We start from the raw sequence: 20,171 nt of genomic DNA on the forward strand, positions 1-20,171 counted from the left end.
ACTCCAATGATCGTCGAGAAGCTGCAACCTGTGCTTGATCAAGTGCTGCTGCGCAATGCAGGAGAGCCCGAGTTCCACCAAGCCGTTCGCGAAGTGCTGGAAAGCCTCGGGCCCGTCATTGCCAAGCATCCCGATTATCTCGAGCACGCGCTCATCGAGCGCATCTGCGAGCCCGAGCGGCAGATCATCTTCCGCGTGCCGTGGGTGGACGACAAGGGGCAGGTCCAGATCAATCGCGGCTTCCGGGTGCAGTTCAACTCCGCGCTCGGGCCCTATAAGGGCGGGCTGCGCTTCCATCCCTCGGTTAATGTCGGGATCATCAAGTTCCTCGGCTTCGAGCAGACCTTCAAGAATGCCTTGACCGGCATGCCGATCGGCGGCGGCAAGGGCGGCTCCGATTTCAACCCGCGCGGGCGCTCGGATGGCGAGATCATGCGCTTCTGCCAGTCGTTCATGACCGAGCTGTATCGGCATCTGGGCGAATATACCGACGTGCCGGCCGGCGATATCGGCGTTGGCGGCCGCGAGATCGGCTATATGTTCGGGCAATACAAGCGCCTGACCAACCGCTATGAGGCAGGCGTGCTGACGGGCAAGGCGCTGTTCTACGGCGGCTCGCGCGCCCGCACGGAAGCGACCGGCTACGGCAACACCTATTTCATCCAGTCCATGCTCGCCACCAAGGGGGAAAGCTTTGATGGCAAGCGAGTGGTGATTTCCGGCTCCGGCAATGTCGCCATCTATAGCGTCGAGAAGGTGCAGTCCTTTGGCGGCAAGGTTGTCGCCATGTCGGACAGCTCCGGTTATGTCGTTGATGAGCAGGGGATCGATCTCGAACTGCTCAAGCAGGTCAAGGAAGTGCGCCGCGGCCGCATCTCCGACTATCTCCAGCTCAAGGGTGGAGGGGGCGGCGCTTATTTCGTCGAGGCAGCCCAAGGCTCCATCTGGGATATTCCATGTGATGTCGCTATGCCATCAGCCACCCAGAACGAATTGACCGGCAAGGATGCCCGCGCGCTTGTCGCCAATGGGGTGATCGCCGTGGGCGAGGGGGCCAATATGCCCACGACGCCCGAAGCCATCGGCGTGTTCCGGCAAGCCAATGTGATGTTTGCGCCCGGCAAGGCAGCCAATGCCGGCGGTGTGGCCACCTCCGCGCTCGAAATGCAGCAGAACGCTTCGCGCGACAGCTGGAGCTTCGAGCAGACAGAAGCGCGCCTCGCCGAGATCATGCGTACGATCCACGATAATTGCGCCAGCACTGCCGACGAATTTGGCGCTCCGGGCGATTATGTGCTCGGCGCCAATATCGCGGGCTTTGTGCGGGTTGCCGAAGCCATGCGTGCCCTCGGCGTCGTCTGAGTCACAACAACCAGCAACGGAGTTGGACGCGCCCGGGCGCCTGACGCAAGGCGGCTCGGCAACGCGCTCAGTGCTGCCAGAGGACGAGGCCGGCGGCGGAGGCCATCATCAACCCGGCAGTCTTGTTGAGCCGGCGCAGCGCCGGCTCACTCTTGAAAAGGTCGCGCGCCGCCGAGGCCAGCAGCGCATAGCCGCAGCCCACGATCATCAGCACCACGACAACGATGGCCGTCAACTCGGCGAAAGCCAGCGGGTTCATCTGATCCAGCGGGATAACGGTGGGCAGGATTGCCAGATAGAACACAATGGTCTTGGGGTTGCCCATGGTTAGCGAGAAGCCGGCGAGAAAGGTCTTGAATGAAGCCTCGCTGCGCGGCTTCATTTGTTCGGCGCCCGGTGCGGCCGTCCAAAATTTGTAAGCGATGTAAAGCAGATAAGCCGCGCCAGCCCAGCGCACCAAGGTGAAAACCGGCCCGAGATAGGTGGCGACAGCGGCAAGGCCGAATACCGCAAAAATGAAATACACCATGTCGCCGGCGAGAATTCCCAGCACCATCGGGAAAGCTCCGCTAAAGCCCCCACCCAGTGCCCGGGCCACGACTGCGGCAACACCAGGTCCAGGCACCAGCACCGCGATGCCATAGGCGAGGGTAAAGGTGAGAAGGGTCCAAAGATCCATGATCACGCCCGGGGAAAGCCAGCAGGAAAGTCATCGGCCAGGGCGGTCTTATCGTCGCCCGTGGCCCTAGATGATGGCTATCTCGCACGAATTCCCACTTCGGCAAACCCTTCCCGGCTTGGCTGGTCGGATCAGGGGCTGGCCGGTTCGGGGGTCGTTGCGGCAAGGTCATCCGCGTCAGCTTCTGGACCCAGCAGCATGAGGCTGGGTTCAGTGGCAAAGATCTGCTGGGCCATGGCCTGCACATCCGCCGCTGTAACCGCTTCGATCAGCCCGGCGCGCTCCGTGATGTAGTCGACCGGCAGGTCGCGCAACTGCTGACCCACCATAGCCCGGGCAATAGATACCGACGAGCGGAGTTGGTTGATGGGGTAGGCGCCGATCAAATAGCGTTGGATACGTTCGAGTTCGACGGGGTCTGGGCCTTTTTCTGCGAAAGCCGCCAAGGTCGTCTTGATCACCTCGATGGTTTCATCCGCCTGATCGGAGCTGGTCGAGGTTCCGATGGTAATCGCGTGGGCATGGGCAAGATCGACCATGTTCCCCGAAACGCCATAGCTGAGCCCGCGTTTCTCGCGCACTTCCACATTAAGGAGCGACAGCAGGTTCCCTCCGGCGAGCAGTTCGGTCATCACATAGGCAGGGAAGAACTCCGGATCCTCCTGGGCAATGCCGGGAAAGGCCATGTTGATCGTGGTTTGTGGCAGGGGATAGCTGACCGCCAACTCCTGCCCAAAACTGAGTTGCGCGTCGGGGATCGGTATGAGCTCGGGTGCCTGAGGCAAGCCACCGAACACCACGTCGATCATCTCGCCAGCTTCTTGGGGAGTGATGGCCCCTACAATCCCGATCTTGAGGTTCTCGCGCGCAAAAACGGCATTGTGGAAGGCTCGCAGGTTTTCGATCGTGATCACGGGAAGGGTTTCAACCGTCCCCTCCACCGGGCGGCTATAGGGATGATCGCCAAACAAGGCTTCATTCCACATCAGCCTGGCGGCATAGCCAGGGTCCTGCGACTGGGCGACGAGCCCGGCCATGATCTGGGCGCGCATGCGGTCCACGGCGGGTTGGTCGAAGCGAGGCTCGTTAACCGCCAGCGCAAGAAGCTCGGTTCCGTCTTCTCGCGCTTCTGACAGCATTCGCGCAGCACCCGAGAAGTTATCCTGGTCGGCCGAGAACTGGATTTCGAGGCCCACCTCGTCCAACTGCGTCTGGAAGGCCTCGCTATCGAGATCGCCCGCGCCTTCGTCGAGCAGGGTCGACATCAAATTGGCCCGGCCGAGCTGGTCGTCCGGATCCTGCGTGGCACCGGCACCTTTGAAGGCAAAGCCAAGGGTGATGATCGGAATGGTGTGGTCTTCCACCATCCAGGCCGAGATGCCACCCGGCGAGGTGATGGGCACGAACTCGGTCTGTGCATTGGCTGGCAGGATCCAGGCAAGCAGCGCCAATGGCGCCAGCAGGAGGGTCAAGGCGCGGCGCTGAGGTCGAGGTGAAACGATCATGGTGCGGGTTCCTCGGCAGGGGGCAGCAGATAGCCGGTGACGGCATTGTCGGCGCCAAGATAGCGAGCAGCGACGTCCTGCACGGCTTGCGGGGTCACGGCGCGGATCCGATCTGGCCAGGTGTTGAGGCCCTCGATCGTGCCCCCATTGGCGAGCCACAGCCCGTAGCTCATCGCCAAATGTGTGGGGTCGTCGCGCTGGAATACGGTATCGCGCGCAAAACGGTCAGCCACGCGGTCCACGTCCTCCTGACTGACGCCATTGGTGATGATGTCCTCGATCTCGGCGGAGATCGCCGCAATCAATTCTTCAAGTGTTGCGTCCGGCCGTGGCGCGCCCGAGAGCGTGAAAGTGCCCATGTCAAAAGCGGCGCCATCATAGCTGGCATTGGCCTGGGCAGCGATGCCCAACTCCACCACAAGCTTTTGGTAAAGGATGCTCCTCGTGCCGTCGCTCAACAGCCCAGCCAGAACATCAAGAGCCTCGGCTTCGCCCGCCGCGCCGGTGCGATAGCTGGGCACGACCCAGCCGCGCGTGAAACTGGGCAGCGCCACCCGCGGGTCGGTCAGGGTGACGGTGCGGCTCGTGTCCTGCGGCGGCTCCTGGGGGCGGACGCGCTCAGGCAGATCGGGGCCGCGTGGAACTGCGCCATAGGTCTGCTCGGCGAGGGCGCGCACGGCTTCCGGTTCAACATCCCCTGCTACCACCACCAGCGCGTTGTTGGGCGCATAGTATTGGTTGTAGAAGCTGAGCGCGTCGTCGCGGCTGAGCTCTTCGATCTCATGGGCCCAGCCGATCACCGGCGAGCCGTAAGGGTGGTTCTGGAACTGGGTTGCAGCCAGTTCTTCCGCGAGCATCCCATCGGGGTTGGACTCGATGACCTGCCGGCGCTCTTCCATCACAACCGATCGCTCCGCATCGATTATCTCGGGCGGCAGCGCCACATTGCGCATGCGGTCCGCTTCGATCGCCATGATTTCTCCCAGTGCATCGGGGGGAATGGTCTCGAAATAGGCGGTTACGTCCCAACTGGTGAAGGCGTTCATGTTGCCGCCCAGCTCACTCACCAGGCGGTCGAGCGCACCGGCGGGATAAGTCTCGGTGCCGCGGAACATCAGGTGCTCAAGGAAATGGGCGACGCCCGATTGTCCAGGGGGCTCATCAGCAGCGCCCACGCGGTACCAGACGGTATGGGTCACGATCGGCGCCCTTGTGTCAGGCATCACCACCAACTGCATGCCATTGTCGAGGGTGAACTCGCTGATCACCGGCGGCGGAATCTCTTCCTGCGCCAAAGCCGGTGCCGCAAGCATTAGGCTTGTGAACAGCCCCAATGCGGATCGATGCATATTGCTGGTTCCCTTGGATAAAGGCGGGGTTTGGAGGTGAGGGGTACGCTTGCCTGCCGCGCGCATTCACACTGCAGCGCAGGAGCCGGACCGGCGGCGTCGAACAGATGCAACAGCTTGGTGGGCGGTTTGGTTGCCGGTAAATTCCCCGCTGTGGGGTTGCGGGAAACAAGAGTCCGGGAGGACGTGACCTAGTTCTCGAGCCAGTTATCCAGCAGGCCGGCAGCCACGACTTTGGCGCCTGCCAGGGTCAAGTGCGCGTTGTCGAACTGCATGGGTATGCCGTCCGGAGCAGTTTCGCGGCAGTTCCCGTCCGGGCAAATAATGCTGAGCGGTGAGCGGTAAGCAATTCCGGTCTTCACCAATCTTGCCGCAAGGGCATGGTCGACTGACACGGGCTCCGGCAGCATCGCGCGCGACAACACGCCGGCAGCCCCGCCCCAGACCTGTGCCCGCGCCAGAATATTGGGCACCGCACCGCCATATTCGGCGCTGGGCCCGACGATCATCACGGCCGGGCTGTGCTGGCCGGCAGAGTTGGCGAGGGCAACAATGCCGCCGACGTCTTCCTCGCGCCACCGGCCAGCGATGATGAGGCCGTCCAGGCGGGCATTTGGCAGAAACCGCTTGAGCACGAACTCGGTCAGATCAGCGCAACGCTTATCCTGCCAAGCCCCTTCAAGCGGTCGGCAGCCTGCCGCGGTGGCCTGCAGGAAATTGTAGTGCGGGTAGGCAGCGCGCAGCCCGCCGGACAGATGGGCGGCATGGCTATCGCCCAGCAGCAGGATATTGGGCCGCGTTGGATCAAGCCGTAGGCATGCTTCGCTATCCAGCACCGTGCCAGGCAAGTCGCGGTCGTCGAGAAAACAATGCCCCGCCTGGAAGTGCGCTCGATACTCTGCCGTCTGCGGATAGCGGGCATAATCTGCGAGTGCCAGGACTTCGCCGGAATAGTCGCGAGCCCCAAAGTCCATCCGTGTCAGGGTGAAGCCCGCGCCCGCAATGACCAGCAGTGCCGCAACCCCGCTCGCCAGCACGCGAGATGGCGGCATGTGCTGCAGTCCCTGGCGCGCCGGCATTTCGATCAAGGGACGTGACAGCGCCGCTAGCGCCAGCGACATCGCAACCACCCGCACCAGATCGAGGGCGTTCATGTCGGGCCCGGTGACGGCCCGATCGAACACGATCACCGGCCAATGCCAGAGATACAGCCCATAGGAGATGAGCCCGAGGTAAACCAGTGGCCGCCACTTGAGCATCGCTCCAACCGCGGTGCCCTCGCTCCAGGCAATCAAGAGGACAGCGCCGAGCACCGGGGGCAAGGCGTTGAGACCCGGGAACACACTGGTTTCCCTCAGGTACAACACGGGCGCGATTACAAGAGCGAGCCCAACCCAGCCCGCCGCTTCACGCCAGAGACGTGACGGGATGGGCGGTCCCGGTTTGAGCGCCAGCAGCGCGCCGGCGCCAAGTTCCCAGGCTCAGGTAGGCAGCAGGTAGAAGGTGAAGAAACGCGCCAGTTCGGCACCAAACAGGCTCAGCACAAAGGAGCTAAACATCAACGCCACCAGGATGGCGGCGAGATATCGCCGCGCCCAGCGATGCAGCGCCCATAGCAGCGCCGGAAAGGCGAGGTAGAACTGTTCTTCCACCGCCAGGGACCAGGTGTGGAGAAGCGGCACGCTGCGGGCCGGCGCGTCGAAATAGTCAGTGGTGAGATAGAAATAGATGTTGGACACGAACAGCGCTGCGGCAACCGCTGTTTCCCCAAGCGCCCGCAACTCGAAGGGAAACAAGACGAGTTGCGCGGCGACCAGCACCGCCAGGATAACAAAAAGGAGCAGCGGCCCGATGCGCAGAAAGCGGCGGCGGTAAAACTCCAGAAAAGAAAACTGGCCGCGTTCGAGATCGGCCGCAATAATCGAGGTGATCAGATAGCCCGAGATCACGAAAAATACGTCGACGCCAACAAAGCCGCCGCCCAGTGCAGTCACGCCGGAATGGCCCAACACCACCGGGACAATGGCGAGGGCCCGCAGTCCGTCGATATGGGGTTTGTACTGGATGGCCGCACCGGAATGGGCTGGATTGAGCTCCATTGTACTAGTCCATAAGCCCAGGGCCTTGTCCATCATCGGCGCCTTAGGCGGGCTGAACTTATCCCCGGGTGGTTTACGCGGGTGGATAACGCTCCTCTCGGCTTTCCTGGAGGATGTACATGACCGACCGCTTCGAACACCATGCCAAGGGCCTCGACAGCCCTGCCAGCCATGCCTTCACCATCACTCCCAACGACAGCGAGCCGCTGATCGAGGCTACCCGCGCCATCTATATCGGCGCTGGTGGAGCGCTCAGCGTCACGCTGTTATCGGGCGCACAGGTCGTCTTCGTTAATCTGTCCGGCGGGAGTGTGCTGCCCGTCCGGGTGGTTCAGGTGAAGGCGAGCGGCACCACCGCCAGTCAGATCCTGGGGCTCGTGTGATGCTTGGCATATCCCTCAGTGCAGCCATTCACCAGCGCACGGGTGCTGCGTTGCCGGTTCCCGTTCCGCCACCAGCGGGCCTGTCCTTCACGCCCGATATCGCGGTCTTTCGGGACCAATTCGGCGCCTATACTCACGATTTTGATGCCCAGGCCCGCAAGCCTGCGCCCACGCATACCGTTTATGTCGGCAAGGGCGGTGACAACACCGCTGACGGCCTGAGCTGGTCCAGCCGCGTTCGCTCCATCAAGCAGGGCCTGGTGCGCGCCGCAGGCCTGGGCAGTCCCGGCGCTTCGACGCGCGTCCGTCTGTTGGTCCAGGCCGGGGAGTATCGCTTTTCCGAACAGGACGTCAGTGGCATTCCCGATAGCTGGGCGGGCCAATCCTGCCAGCGCAATCTTATCATTGAACCCTGCGATGGGTTCGGATCGCCATCCATGATGGGCCGGATCCGTTCAGTCCATGATCAGGTGATGCCGCCATTCCTGCCCGTTGCCGGCTCCAGCACCGTTTACGCGTCCGTTTTCACCAGCGAACGCGTCACCTCCTGCGTTTGGGATCGGACTTATGCCGACGAGTGGGGCAATCCGCTTTGCGCCCACAATGCGCCGCCCCCTAGCGCCGCCTATGCCAATGAAGCGGCGGTTGTAGCGGGGCTCGAGGCCATGCATGCGGCCGAGGGCGAAGGCGCCTGCTGGCTCGATGCCACGGGAAAAAAGCTCTATGTGCGCCTGCGGGACGGCCGGGCCCCGGACGCCAACATGATCGTGGGCCGTGGCACCAATGACAGCGTAGCTAACCCTGCGGACTGGAACATCTATTACGGGGGCATCCATGGAACTCTGGCAACGCTTTGGGCAACGCGTCTCGATGCCTGGGGCGGCGGCGGTTTTTATCTGTATCCAGATTGGAGCGGCAACCGCCGCGCCAGTGTGGTCCTCGACCAGTGCGACGCACTTTACAGCGGCAATATGGGCTTTCTTGCCTACGACGCCACCAATGTGATCCTGCATCGCTGCCGGGCAGCCTACTGCCTCAATGATGGGGTGGCTTATGATCAGCCCGGCTTCGGCACCTACAACCCCGACGCGGCATTCACTGGCGCGATCATCGGCGCCAGCCTAACAGTTTCCGCCATGGCAGGGTCAGCCGCAGGGGTGCTCGGTATCGGCATGGTGATCGCGGGTGCGGGAGTCGCAGCCGGTACCCGGATCATCGGGAAAGGCAGCGGCACGGGTGGCGTTGGCACCTACCTCCTCGATCAAAGCCAAAGCGTTTCAAACACAGCCATGACCGGCACCGGTGGTTTGGGTGGCGCGCGCTTTCATGAACTCGATTGCCGCTTCCGCTGGTGCGGCAACAACAGCCAGTTCGACACCTCCCGCAATGCCAGTTCGGCCCATGTCAACTGCACCGGCCTGCGCATCAACAGCCATGCGCTGTCCACGCAGAACCGCGCCTTCCATGACATCCACAATGCCCGTTCGTGGAATTTGGGCTGTGTTGGAGAGAGTTGCCGCCAAAGCGGGGTGCAGAGCGCGGCCTTTACCGCCGGGCTGGAGCCGAACAGCAATGAAACCGCGCAGATGTGGCTGGATGGCTGCCAAAGCCTGGGCAACACCGCCGATCTGCAGGCGCACAAGGGAGCCGGACTCCGATTGCGCAATATGGGCGCGATCGCTGCCTTCCAAACGCTCGTCAGCGGTGGAGGCACGATCGCCCTTTATTGAACCACAAGGCTGCGGCAAGCCGATCATTGCCGCAGCCGAGCTGCCACCCCTTTGTCAAGGCAGCCACGAATCTGGCGGCGCCAGCCACGGGGAACACTCCAGATCGAAGCGTAGGCAAACAGCTGTCGCAGGGTCGGACTGCCATGGCGGAACGCGGCGGCAAGGAGCGGCAGGGCGGCCCGGTACGCCCCTTTGCCCTGAGCGTCGCGGGAAAGGTAACCGAGCAGGAAGCCGCTATGGGCGCGCCTTGTCAGCAGCGATCCCAAGCTCTGCGCCCATGTCACGGACTGTTGCCAGCGATATCGGCCCGAGAGCGAAGGGCGTGGATCATCGCGGTAATGCACCACCAGAGGCTGGGGAACAGTCAGCAACGGGTAGTTCAACTGCTTGGTCGCGCGCAGCACCAGTTCCCATTCTTCGTGCTGGCGCGCTGCAAAGCCAATATGCTCGAACACCGCCCGCGGCACCAGGAGCGAGGAGGTTTGGAGGAACCCCGCCCCGCGTCCCAGCCAGGTGTGCCGATCAAACAGCCATTCGTCAAAAGGCACTGCGCCATGATAAGGGCGCTCAGGCAGCAGAACGCTGGAGTGCGGGGTGACGACCCGGGACATGGTCATCACCACTGCCGGACGATTTGGGGCAAGTGCCAGTTGTTTTTCGAGCTTGTGGGGCAGCCATTCGTCGTCGTCATCGAGAAAAGCCAGCCAGTCACCGGTGCTCAGGGCTGCGCCACGATCCCGGGTTCGGGCCGCGCCCAGCTGTGCGGGGTTGGAGAAGACGCGCAGCCGCGGCTCCTTTATCGGCTCCAGAGCGGCAAGCGTCGCCCCGTCCTCCCCGTCGATCACGACCAGCAGTTCCAGATCAGCCATGGTCTGCGTCAAGACGCTCCGGACCGCCCGCAGCACCAGTTCGCTGCGCCCAAAGGTTGGAACAACCACGCTGACGGTCGGCATGTTGTCTCCATTTTGGCAAGCAGATGCGCTGGGCTGAGCCTAGCCAGCCGCTTGCCCCCGCGGCAACAGGCTTGTCGCTTCAGCCTTAACCGGGAAGCTGGCGCAGCAGCCCTTGTACCCGCATCCAGATGCCCATGGCGAACACCGCTTCCCCCAGTGCAATGCCGACGAGACTGAAGACCAGTTCACCCTGAGCCACGACGACGGCGACCACTGCAATGGAAATGGCGCAAGAAACCACGCTGGCGGCAGCGAGGGGGCGGAACTGCCCTGCTGCCTGCAGCAACACACTGTCGGGCATTCGCAGGCTGCGCAGCAGGGCAATGGCCAGCCATTGCAAGGCTCCCGCCCAGATGACAGGCAAACCATACTCGGGTGGAAACAAGAGGCGAGGCTGCCAAAGAAGAATGCTCAACCCGGCGCAGAGGCAGACGACCCAGATCAGCAGCAACGCCCGCCGGAAAAAACCCAAGGCGCCGCGCACCGCCCCAGTCTTGCCGCCTTGCGCCAGGATACGGGCGAGTTGCGGCCGCTCCAGATCACTCAGAGCATTCATCGCCAAGGCCATGGGGCGGATCAGCAGGGCGCTCGCCGCGAGGGGGGCAAAGCCGCTCGACCCTGCCACGAGCGTCACGATATAGGCGTGGGCATTGGCGGTGCCCTCCGTGGTGACAACCCCGAGCAGCGACCAGCGCGAATGGGCCTGCCAGATCTGTCGATAAGCAGGCATTGCGCGAAGCGAGAGCTGGGCCAATTGGCTGCGCAGGAAATCGGGCGCCAAGGCGAGCAGGCCAATGGTGGCGCTGCCGACGAGGGCCCAACCGGCGGCAAGCAGGCTTGCTGCATCCAGCAACTGGATCAGGACTATCCCACCGCCCAGGGCCAGCCCATAGGCCATGTCCGAAAGCACCACCCGACTTTGCTGCTGCTCATAGGCATGGGCGCGACCGAACCAGCGCAGGACGTTGATCGCGCCAAAGGCGGCAAACAGACCCGCTTCGAACGTCCCCAAGGCGAGCGACACGGCAATGACGCCCAGCGCCAGCCCAGTCGCAATCGCCAGCACCAGATTAACGGCAAACATCGAGGCCACCACTGTGGTCGTGGCGCCTCCCTGGCGCAGCAAAACCACAGGGTAGGGCGCACAAAGCAGTGCCACCGCAATCCCAAGGCTAAGCTGTGAGCACACCATTAAAAACGCAAAGCCGCCGAACTGCGCCGGTTCAACCGCGTGAAGCAGTTGCAGGGACAAAAGGAATTGCGCCCCCGCCGAGGCGATCGAGCCCATCGCGGCCAGGCCATAGGAGCGGGCGCGGGACGGAGTGCTATTCTGGCGGGTCTGGGGTGGAAGCAAGGCACGATTCAATTTGCTGCACACTCCGCGCGATGGCACACTCCATCCCGATCAACCCGAGCGCCTTGGCCCATGTACCTACGGCCTTTGACAGTTCAACCCTTAAGCGCTGCCGCTGCGCGCCCGGCTGGTCGCACCGGTTTTTGCGCGGCGGTGTGTCTTTTTACGGTGCTGCTGCTGGTCTGCATAGGGCTTCAGCCCCTCCCCCGCGGCGGGGATGCGGCGGGCGCGGAAGGCGATCTTATCCGGCAGGTCAGCTATCTCGCCCTTTTCGCGGCGACCATGGTGGTGACGCGCCGCCCAACCTGGTTCTCGATTGTGCCGTGGAGCTTTTTTCTCGTGTTCGGATGGTGCTGGCTCAGCCTGCTGTGGGCGATCGAGCCAAGCATCGCCCTGCGGCGGGTGGGCATAACCACGGTGCTTGCCGTGCTGGTCTTTGCCGCAGTGCATTGCGCTGGAGCGCGCCGCTCCTTTGCCGCCCTGTGGTGGGCGCTGGTGGGGGTTCTTGCCGTCAACTACGCGGCCGTCTTACTGAGCCCCGCCGGGGTCCACCACGCGGGCGAAACCGGCGATCTTGCCTTGGCCGGCAGTTGGCGCGGCGCGACGATGCACAAGAATTTTGCCGGTCCTATTTGTGCACTGACGGTTCTGGTGCTGCTGTTGGATCGCCGCCCGGTAAATGTCTGCCTGCGCTGGCCACTCCTCGCGGGCGCAGCATACTTTTTGTGGCGCACGCAGTCCAAAACCGCAATGGCACTGCTGCCCGCCGCCCTCCTTTGCGCGCTGGTTTACATGGCCCTGGGACGCCGGCAACGGGTCTGGATCCTACCTGCTGCCGGTTCTATCCTGTTGTTTTCGTTTCCATTTTGGGCTGAAATTCTTGGCGCCTTCAACCGATATTTGGCGCAACCTGAGGCCCTTACCGGCCGGACCCAGGTCTGGTCGCTGCTGCTGCGCTATGCGGGTGAGCACCCGTGGCTGGGCGCTGGATTTGGGTCGTTCTGGGGGGTGGGGGCGAGGGGGCCGGTGGGGGAGTTGGTGGAGGGGTGGGTGGCCGGGATATTCTCGGGGCACAATGGGTATCTGGATGTTCTGGTGCAGCTGGGGTGGCCGGGACTGGCCCTGGCGGTGCTGGCCTTTGCCATCGCGCCGCTCTCGCGCATCCTAGGGGCCAACGGAATTGCGAGGCGCGACGGGGGGTTAGTGGTGGGGGTGCTGGTTTTTACCCTGGGGCACAACCTGACGGAATCGAGTTTGCTGAACCGCGATCATCCCGGCTGGGTGTTGTTCCTTGTGGCGGTGGCGCTGGTCTGCCAGCTGCGATGGGAGCGCCAAACAGCCGCTTTGCCGGGTTTGCGCCATGTTGATGAACGGGTTCTGAACGGCTTCCCGGCCCTGGTTGCAGCGGGTGCGATGGCCTCGCGAGGAGCAGCCGCTACAGCATCAGTATTAATCCAGTAATTCTTATTCACCGGTTGAAATATCGTGCTAAGCTCACTCTGCGGTGCTGAAGAGTTCAAGCAGGATATAAGTTGTTGGGTGTGCCCGGCGGTTCTGGTTCGAGTTATCGCAGGTTAATTGCAGGTGCCGCTGCACAAGCATCTAGATGCTTGTCGCCGCATTCGAAAAATTCTACTGGAGCGTGCTCCCACGTAACTGCTGTCCGTCGTGGTGGTGCTGAAAAAGGCGTGTTGCTGCTGAGCGGGCATGACACGCAGGGCGGGATCACCAGTTTCATCGGATCGCTGCGGGCAGGGCTCGAGGGCGAGGGGCAGACTTGCCGCAGCGTGGCGCTCTACCAGGCGTTCATCTCGCAGCCGGGAGCTTATGAGCAGGTGCTCGTGCGCAAGCGGCAGATGTCGCCGCTCGATTATGCGGCGGCAGTGTTCCGATTGCTGCGGCTGGTGCTGCGCGAGCGCCCCGCTGCGGTGGTGACGGTGATGCCGCTGGCGGGGGTCGCGGCGGGGCTCGTAAGCCTGCTCACCGGCACGCCCGTGATCGCAACCAACCACAGCCCGTATCGGGAGAACGGGCGCATCGTGCGCTGGCTGGACCGGATGGTCGGGGGGCTGGGTGGCTACCGGCAGATCGTCTGTGTGTCCCAGGCGGTAGCGGATAGTTTTGCTGGGCATTCCAAGGCTTATCTCGCGCCGCTGCGGGTGATCGCCAACGGCGTGGCAGAGGTGCCGCCAGCGATGGGCCGAGCGCAGTGTTTTGCCCGGCTCTGCCTGCCGGCGGACCGACCGGTGCTGCTTATGGCGGGGCGGTTGGCGCGGCAGAAGAATGTGCTGACGGCCGTCAAGGCTGTAGCGAGACTTGAGGGCGTAGATCTGGCGCTGGCCGGTGATGGCCCCTTGCGCGAGGAGGTGCGGCGGCTTGCGCAGCAGCTGGGTGTGGCCGAGCGGGTGCATCTGCTGGGGCATCTGGGTCATCACGATGTGGTCGACCTGACCTTTGCTTGCGACGCGTTTGTGCAGATCAGTCTCTTTGAAGGGCAGAGCCTGGCGCTGCTGGATGCGGTGCGTGCCGGATCGCCGATTGTCGTCAGTGACATTGCGGTGCAACGAGAGGTGATCAAGACCCCGATCGGCGAACTGGCGGGTGTTACCTGCGATCCGCAGGACGCCGATGATGTGGCGCGCGCCATTGCCGAACTGTTGCGCGATCCCGCGCGACAGCAGCAGCTGCGGGCGCAGTTAGCGTCACGGGTGCGCAGCGAAGCGCAGATGGTGGCGGATTACCGTGAGTTGTTGCGGCCTTTACTCGGCCAAGAGGCGCATTCGTCCGTGGCCTGGGAAGGCGCGACCAGATGAGCGAGCCCGGCTCCCGCAAAAGGCTGCTGGCCGTATCGTCGAGCGGAGGCCATTGGCAGCAATTGCTGTTGCTTGGAGAGGCGTTTGCCGATTTCGACGTGGTTTATGCCAGCACAGTGGCCGAGAGCCGGCCGGCCGATGGCGGAACCAGCCTGAGGCTGCGCGAGGTCAACCGCACCCAGCCTTGGCTCGCCTTACCCGCCCTTTGGGAAGCGCTGCTGCTGGTGCGGGGGCTGCGGCCAGCGGTGATTGTCAGCACCGGAGCGGGGCCAGGCCTCCTGGTGCTGCTGGCGGGGCGACTGCTGGGCGTGCCCACTGTGTGGGTGGACAGTGTCGCCAATGCCGAGCGTCTGAGCATGAGCGGCTGGCTGGCGCGGCGCTTTGTGCAGCTCCATTGCAGCCAATGGGAGCACCTGGCAGACGGGGGCCGCACCAAGTTCCTGGGGCGAATGCTGTGATCCTCGTGACAGTTGGAACCCAGCTACCCTTTGACCGGCTGGTCGCGGCCGTGGACGAACTGGCGCCGAGCCTTGGCGTACCCGTGTTCGGGCAAGTCGGCCGGGGGGCGCACTTGCCCAGCAACATGGAATGGGCCCCTTTGCTTTCGACCGACGAGTTCGCACGCCATTTTGCTGCCGCGAGCACGATCGTGGCCCATGCCGGGATAGGCACGGTGCTGATGGCGCAGCGCTGGCGCAAGCCGATCATCCTCGTGCCCCGGCGCGCCGGGCTGGGTGAACATCGCAACGACCACCAGCTGGCAACCTGCTCCGAACTTGAAGGGCGGCCCGGCATCTATGTTGCGCGCCAAACAGCGGAACTGGCCGACTTGCTTGGCCAGCCATTGCTGCCATCGGGCAACGAGGACGACGCAGACAACCGGCAAGGCTTGATCGAGGGGCTGCGCCAGCAATTGCGCCGATGGAGTTAGCCCGCTGCACCTTTGTGGCGCAGGACCGCTCCCCCGCTTTGCCTAGCCCTAAGCCAAGCCGGGGCGGGGCCGGTTAACCTGCTATCAGCGACCCTGTGGCATGGTTGGAGAAGGCTTGGAGACCCCTGATGGGCGCAGCGGTTCGATTTGGGGTCACTTTGGCCTGCCTGGTGCTGCTTTATGCGCTGGCAGCCGGCGGCGGCTTGCGCTCCATCGATGCCGGCTTGCGCGATGTAAGGCTGGCGCTCAACGCCGTGCCGGCCAGCGGCAGCACGGTGGTGGTCGATATCGACAGCGAAAGCCTGGCCGAGATCGGCGTTTGGCCCTGGCCCCGCAGCCTTTATGCCCAGGCGCTGGATCGGCTGGTCGAGGCCGGAGCCGCCGAGGTGGCTTTCGATATCGATTTCAGCAGCGCCAGCACGCCGGCCGAGGATCAGCAACTGGCCCAAGCACTCGAGCGCGCTGGTGGCTATGCCTATCTTGCGGCGTTCCAGCAGTTGAGTGGGGCAGAGGGGGAACTCGCCCTGTCCATGCCCATGGCGCCCTTGCTGGAGCAAGCAAGCCCAGTGCTGGTCAACGTATTTCTTGATTCATCGGGGCAGGCCAAGTCATTCCTGTCGCGCGTCGAAACGGATCAGGGTGAGGTACGGGCGCTGCCGGTGGAACTGGTTCCGAGTGGGCAAGCCCTGCCGCGCAGCGTCAACATCGATTTCAGCATCGATGCGCGCACCATTCCGCGCATCCCCTTTGCCGATGTGCTGGCGGGACGGGCCGATCCAACACTGCTGCAGGGCAAGCAGGTGATCATCGGCGCCAGCGCCATTGAACTGCGCGACCTGTTTTCCATTCCCCGTTTCGGCATTGTCGCGGGGCCGGTGTTGCAGGCTGTTGCCGTCGAGACACTCAAATCGGGGCGCATCATCACCGATTTGCGGCTTGGCCCCTCTGCTATTGCGCTCGTCCTGATGGCGCTGGCCCTGCTGTTTCTGCGGTCGCGGTTGCGGTTGTGGCAGATCGGGCTCCTTGCGGCCGGGCTCGGTGCCGTTTGGGAAGTGGCGGCGCTCGTGACCTACCGCACCATGGCGGTGAGTTTTGATACCGGCTTTTTCCATGGCGGCATCGTGGTGTTGCTGGTGCTGGCTGTCGTGGACGAGGCCTTTATCCAATATCGGGGTCGCATCGCCGCCCTGCGCCGGCTGAGCCATCTGGCGCGCCATGACCAGACCACCGGGGCACTGTCGCGCGCCGGGCTGATCGAGGCGGCCGCGCCATGGGGCTTTGCGCCCAAGGCCGTGATCCTGGTGCGGGTGCAGCGCCTCAACCTGTTGCGCGCTTCGCTTGGGCACGAAGTGACCGACAGCCTGCTGCACGCCATCGGGGAGCGCCTGTCCGGCCAGGTGCCGGGGCTGGTCGGCTATGTGGCGGACGATAGTTTTGCCTGGGCCTACCGGCTGGAGCGCCCAGACATGGCGGTGATGGACGAGGCCTGCCGCAGCCTTTCCGCCCGGCTCGGCGGGATCTATGACACGATCGGTCACCGCATCCATGTCGAGGTCAGATGCGGTTATTCGGCTGGCCCGCTCAGCGTGGACGACCTGCTGAACCAGGCCGAAACAGCGCTGCTGCAAGCCGATGCCGAGCGCGCGCCATTTGTGGGCTATAGCCCGACCGACCAGCAGCGGCTCGAGGAGCGGCGCCAGCTCGATCTCGATCTGCGCCATGCCGTTGAAGACGGGCAGCTCGAAGTGGTGTTCCAGCCCCAGATCGACCTGCGCACCCGCACCATTGTAGGGGCTGAGGCGCTGCTGCGTTGGCGCCATCCGCAACTGGGGATGATTTCCCCGGCCCAGTTCATTCCCCTTGCCGAAGAAACCGGTCTCATCGTCGATCTGGGGCGCTGGATTCTCGAGGAAGCGTGCAGCCAGGCCATGGCCTGGCCCTGGGAAGGGCGGATGTCGGTCAATGTTTCGCCGGTGCAGCTGCAATTGTCGGATGTGCCGGCGATGGTGGCAGGCGCGCTGATCCTTTCGGGCCTGCCGCCGAAACGGCTTGATATCGAGATCACGGAAAGCAGTCTCGTTGCGGGGATCGGCGGGATCATCCGCACCTTTGCCGCGCTCAAGGGGATCGGGGTCGATGTGGCGCTGGATGACTTCGGTACCGGCTATAGTTCGCTGAGCTATCTCAAGGACCTGCCTTTCGACAAACTCAAGATCGACCAGAGCTTCGTGCGCGCCATGGGCGATGGGGCGGCGGGCGACGTGATCGTTGCCAGCATTATCGGGCTGGGGCGCAGCCTGGGCAAAACCACCGTGGCGGAGGGCATCGAGGACGAAGCCGCGGCCAGCGCGCTTGCGGCAATGGGTTGCTCGATCGGGCAGGGCTATTATTTCGGCCGGCCCGTCGACGGGCCGACCATGCGCGCATTGGTGGAAACAAACCTGCCTTTGCCGCAGGCCGCCAGCGCCTAGGCGCCGATCAGCACGGCAAAGCCGTGCGTCGCCAGCGAGCCGGCGGCCCCGACCGTGCCGGCTACGGGTTGGCCGGTCATGGCGTCGCGGTATTGACCGGGCGGCAGGGCCACCCCTGCGGCAGCCTGGCCGCCATGGCCCGGCGACAGATCGGCAATCACGACAAGGCGCTCGCTCCCATGGCTGCGGGCAAAGCCGAGCACCTGCTCGCTGCCGGTGGTTAGGGGCTCATAGTTGCCCCGGAGCATGAGCTCGGGATGGGCCTTGCGCAACTGCAGGAGCGCCCTTGTCAGCACGATCTTGTCGTCGCCCGCGGCGCCCGGGCCAGCGGCAACCCGCGTCAGCCGCTCGCGCAGTCCCGCAAAGTTGAGATCGCGCCGGTTGTCGGGGTCCACAAAGCTTTGCTCCCAATCTTCGGCGCCGCGATAGATATCGGGCACGCCGGGGACGGAAAGCTTGAGCGCCGCCTGGATGAGGCTTTTGCGCCGGCCGATATCTGCGAGCTGCTGCTGCACCTGCCGGAAGCTCGCAAGGAACGCCTCGTTGCGCAGCGCTGCCGCGACAAAGTCCTGAATGGCTTGCTCATAGGCCGGGTTGTTGACGCTCCAATCGCTGTGGAGCCGCGCTTCGCGCACCGATTTGAGCATGGCGGCCTGCAGGCGCTCGGTGAGGGTATCGAGCGATGGGGACTCGCTGCTATCGGCGGGGGGCCACCCGCCCAGCAGCAGTTGCAGGAAGAGGTAGATGTCGTTGTTGTCGATGGCCGGCTCGGTGCTGTTTACGAGCTGGTCGCGCCAGCCGAACACGGCCGCATCCCAGATTTCGGGGTGATCGGCGATGGCGCCAATATTGGCACGGGTGTCCTCGCCGCGCTTGGTGTCATGGGTCGAGGTGGTCAGCATGGTGGCGGGGTGATGCAGGAGGCGGCGCCGATTGGCATCGTGAAAGGCATCGATGCCGACTGAGAAATTTTGCGGATGGGCGCCCACTTCATTGAGCGAAACCAGCCGGTTGAAGCGATAAAGCGCCGTGTCTTCGAGGCCCTTGGCTATCACCGGGCCGGTATATTGCTGAAACTTGCCGAGCGCGCCCAGGGTCTCGGAGGGATCATACTGATGCGGCAGCCCGGCGGTGAGGAACTGGCCGAGAAAGTCAAAAAGCGAGGGATCGAAAAAGGGCTGCGACCGGCGCGCCTTCGCAACGGCATAGTTGATCTCGCGGATATCGCGCTCGTCGGCCTGGGGGCCATCGATATAGGTGCGGTAAACCTGCAGCCAGGCGATGATCTCGCGCAGGCCCTTGCGGATGGCGTTCTGCGTTAGGTCGCGGGTTTGCGGCACGGACTGGGCGACAAGAAAGACGCGGTGCGCCAGGCTGAAGAGCTCGGCGGCGAGCTCATTGTCCATGACGCGCAGCTTGCACTGATAAGCTTCGGTGACCGGGTCGACGACATCGCCCACGAAGCGCTCGTAGGTGGCGGAAAGCGGCGCTTCGGCGGCGGGATTGGTGAGGACGCGGGTAAGGAGGGCACCGAACTCGTAGCCCGTCGTGCCCTCGACGGGCCAATCGGCGCGCAGATCCTCGTGCGGGGCGAGGATCTTTTCGATCAGCAGATAGATCGGCCGCGGGGATGCGGCGCGCAGATCCTCGAGATAGCCCTTGGGATCAAGGAGGCCATCGACATGATCGATCCGCAAGCCATCGACGTGGCCTTCCGCGACGAGGCCAAAGATCAGGGCGTGGGCGTGGTCGAACACGTCTGGGCGGTCGATGCGGATGGCGCCGAGGTCGGAATTGATGAAAAAGCGGCGATAGTTGATGTCGTCGGCGGCGGCGAGATAATGGACGAGCCGCCAGTGCTGGGTGGCAATGAGGCTGTCGAGCGCCGCCCAGCTGCCGAAATGACCCGGCTCGCCGTTGAGGGCGGCGATGGCGGCCTGGGCGTCGCCGTAATGGGCGAGGAGCTGCCCCTCGTCCTCGGGGCGGAGGGGGAGCTTGTGGGTGCCGTGCGCCCAGACGGCAAGGCCATCGGCATCGGCTTTGAGCACGATCTCGCCGGCTTCAAGCGCCTGGGCGTAGGACGTGCTGAGGAACGGGATCATCAGCTTGCCCTCGAGCGCCGGATTGGCGGGGGCCCAGTTGATGTCGAACCAGTCGGCATAGCGGCTGCCGGGGCCGTGGCGCAGAACATCGAGCCAAAGCCAGTTATCGGCGCCACCCACGCCCATATGGTTGGGCACGAAATCGAGGAGGATGCCGAGGCCGGCGGCGCGCAGGGTTTGGGCGAGATCGCGGAACTCCTCGATCGTGCCGATCTCGGGATTGATCAGCGTGTGATCGACTGTGTCATAGCCGTGGGTGCTGCCCGGCTGCGCCTTGAGGATGGGGGAGAGATAGGCGTGGCTGACGCCCAGATCGGCGAGATAGGGCACGAGGGCCTTGGCGTGGGCGAAGGTGAAGCCCTTGTTCAACTGCAGCCGATAGGTGGAAAGAGGAATGGTGGAACTATCGCTCATGGGGCTCAACTGCTGGCGGCGCGGAG

Annotated in this window: 16 protein-coding genes; 8 read left to right on the forward strand and 8 right to left on the reverse strand. The window is 63.8% G+C overall.

Going from position 1 to position 20,171, the window contains the following annotated elements; genetic code table 11:
- Positions 1 to 6 precede the first annotated feature (6 nt).
- Positions 7 to 1,362 (forward strand): NADP-specific glutamate dehydrogenase, encoded by a 1,356-nt coding sequence (gene gdhA, locus AC3YMN_RS12410; RefSeq protein ID WP_489890243.1) that lies wholly within the window; start codon positions 7 to 9, stop codon positions 1,360 to 1,362.
- 67 nt (positions 1,363 to 1,429) lie between these two features.
- On the opposite strand, the gene AC3YMN_RS12415 is transcribed toward gdhA, so the two are convergent.
- From AC3YMN_RS12415 to AC3YMN_RS12435, 5 genes are all read right to left on the reverse strand, one after another.
- Positions 1,430 to 2,041: a LysE family translocator gene (locus AC3YMN_RS12415; RefSeq protein ID WP_489890244.1), complete on the reverse strand. Its 612-nt coding sequence runs from the start codon at positions 2,039 to 2,041 to the stop codon at positions 1,430 to 1,432.
- Positions 2,042 to 2,172: 131 nt separating this feature from the next.
- On the reverse strand, positions 2,173 to 3,546 hold the full coding sequence (locus AC3YMN_RS12420) for a M16 family metallopeptidase (protein ID WP_489890245.1): 1,374 nt from the start codon (positions 3,544 to 3,546) through the stop codon (positions 2,173 to 2,175).
- Positions 3,543 to 4,895: a M16 family metallopeptidase gene (locus AC3YMN_RS12425; RefSeq protein ID WP_489890246.1), complete on the reverse strand. Its 1,353-nt coding sequence runs from the start codon at positions 4,893 to 4,895 to the stop codon at positions 3,543 to 3,545. The genes AC3YMN_RS12420 and AC3YMN_RS12425 overlap by 4 nt, the downstream gene beginning before the upstream one ends.
- Before the next feature lie 191 nt (positions 4,896 to 5,086).
- Positions 5,087 to 6,238 carry an acyltransferase family protein gene (locus AC3YMN_RS12430; protein ID WP_489890247.1) on the reverse strand — a complete coding sequence of 384 codons (1,152 nt, stop codon included), beginning with the start codon at positions 6,236 to 6,238 and terminating at the stop codon, positions 5,087 to 5,089.
- A 138-nt stretch (positions 6,239 to 6,376) separates the two neighbouring features.
- Entirely contained in the window at positions 6,377 to 6,994 is a 618-nt protein-coding gene (locus tag AC3YMN_RS12435; RefSeq protein ID WP_489890248.1) for an acyltransferase family protein, read from the reverse strand.
- Between the two features lie 119 nt (positions 6,995 to 7,113).
- Here AC3YMN_RS12435 and AC3YMN_RS12440 point away from each other — a divergent pair, with 119 nt between their 5' ends.
- Positions 7,114 to 7,377 (forward strand): spike base protein, RCAP_Rcc01079 family, encoded by a 264-nt coding sequence (locus AC3YMN_RS12440; RefSeq protein WP_172122687.1) that lies wholly within the window; start codon positions 7,114 to 7,116, stop codon positions 7,375 to 7,377.
- Entirely contained in the window at positions 7,377 to 9,107 is a 1,731-nt protein-coding gene (locus tag AC3YMN_RS12445; protein ID WP_489890249.1) for a hypothetical protein, read from the forward strand. The genes AC3YMN_RS12440 and AC3YMN_RS12445 overlap by 1 nt, the downstream gene beginning before the upstream one ends.
- A 23-nt stretch (positions 9,108 to 9,130) precedes the next feature.
- Here the strand turns inward: AC3YMN_RS12445 and AC3YMN_RS12450 are convergent, their stop codons facing one another.
- Together AC3YMN_RS12450 and AC3YMN_RS12455 are read right to left on the reverse strand one after the other, a co-directional pair.
- Complete coding sequence (locus tag AC3YMN_RS12450) at positions 9,131 to 10,060, reverse strand: glycosyltransferase family 2 protein (RefSeq protein WP_489890250.1); 930 nt, start codon at positions 10,058 to 10,060, stop codon at positions 9,131 to 9,133.
- 85 nt (positions 10,061 to 10,145) lie between these two features.
- Entirely contained in the window at positions 10,146 to 11,426 is a 1,281-nt protein-coding gene (locus tag AC3YMN_RS12455; RefSeq protein ID WP_489890251.1) for a hypothetical protein, read from the reverse strand.
- 141 nt (positions 11,427 to 11,567) lie between these two features.
- Here AC3YMN_RS12455 and AC3YMN_RS12460 point away from each other — a divergent pair, with 141 nt between their 5' ends.
- The 5 genes from AC3YMN_RS12460 to AC3YMN_RS12480 all read left to right on the forward strand — a co-directional run bounded on the left by AC3YMN_RS12460 (position 11,568) and on the right by AC3YMN_RS12480 (position 17,629).
- A complete protein-coding gene (locus AC3YMN_RS12460; RefSeq protein ID WP_489890252.1) occupies positions 11,568 to 12,875 on the forward strand; it encodes an O-antigen ligase family protein in 1,308 nt (435 codons plus the stop codon).
- Positions 12,876 to 13,102: 227 nt separating this feature from the next.
- Entirely contained in the window at positions 13,103 to 14,227 is a 1,125-nt protein-coding gene (locus AC3YMN_RS12465) for a glycosyltransferase family 4 protein (protein ID WP_489890253.1), read from the forward strand.
- Positions 14,224 to 14,685 carry a glycosyltransferase family protein gene (locus AC3YMN_RS12470; RefSeq protein WP_173087434.1) on the forward strand — a complete coding sequence of 154 codons (462 nt, stop codon included), beginning with the start codon at positions 14,224 to 14,226 and terminating at the stop codon, positions 14,683 to 14,685. Before AC3YMN_RS12465 ends, AC3YMN_RS12470 begins: the two co-directional genes overlap by 4 nt.
- Positions 14,682 to 15,158 (forward strand): glycosyltransferase, encoded by a 477-nt coding sequence (locus AC3YMN_RS12475; RefSeq protein WP_489890254.1) that lies wholly within the window; start codon positions 14,682 to 14,684, stop codon positions 15,156 to 15,158. Before AC3YMN_RS12470 ends, AC3YMN_RS12475 begins: the two co-directional genes overlap by 4 nt.
- 128 nt (positions 15,159 to 15,286) lie before the next feature.
- The gene (locus AC3YMN_RS12480; protein ID WP_489890255.1) at positions 15,287 to 17,629 is read left to right on the forward strand and encodes a putative bifunctional diguanylate cyclase/phosphodiesterase; all 2,343 of its coding nucleotides are present in this window, start codon (positions 15,287 to 15,289) and stop codon (positions 17,627 to 17,629) included.
- On the opposite strand, the gene treY is transcribed toward AC3YMN_RS12480, so the two are convergent.
- On the reverse strand, positions 17,626 to 20,145 hold the full coding sequence (gene treY, locus AC3YMN_RS12485; RefSeq protein ID WP_489890256.1) for a malto-oligosyltrehalose synthase: 2,520 nt from the start codon (positions 20,143 to 20,145) through the stop codon (positions 17,626 to 17,628). The two genes, AC3YMN_RS12480 and treY, sit on opposite strands and share 4 nt — an antisense overlap.
- Positions 20,146 to 20,171: the final 26 nt, after the last annotated feature.

This window comes from Devosia sp. Z11_6 (assembly GCF_058133665.1).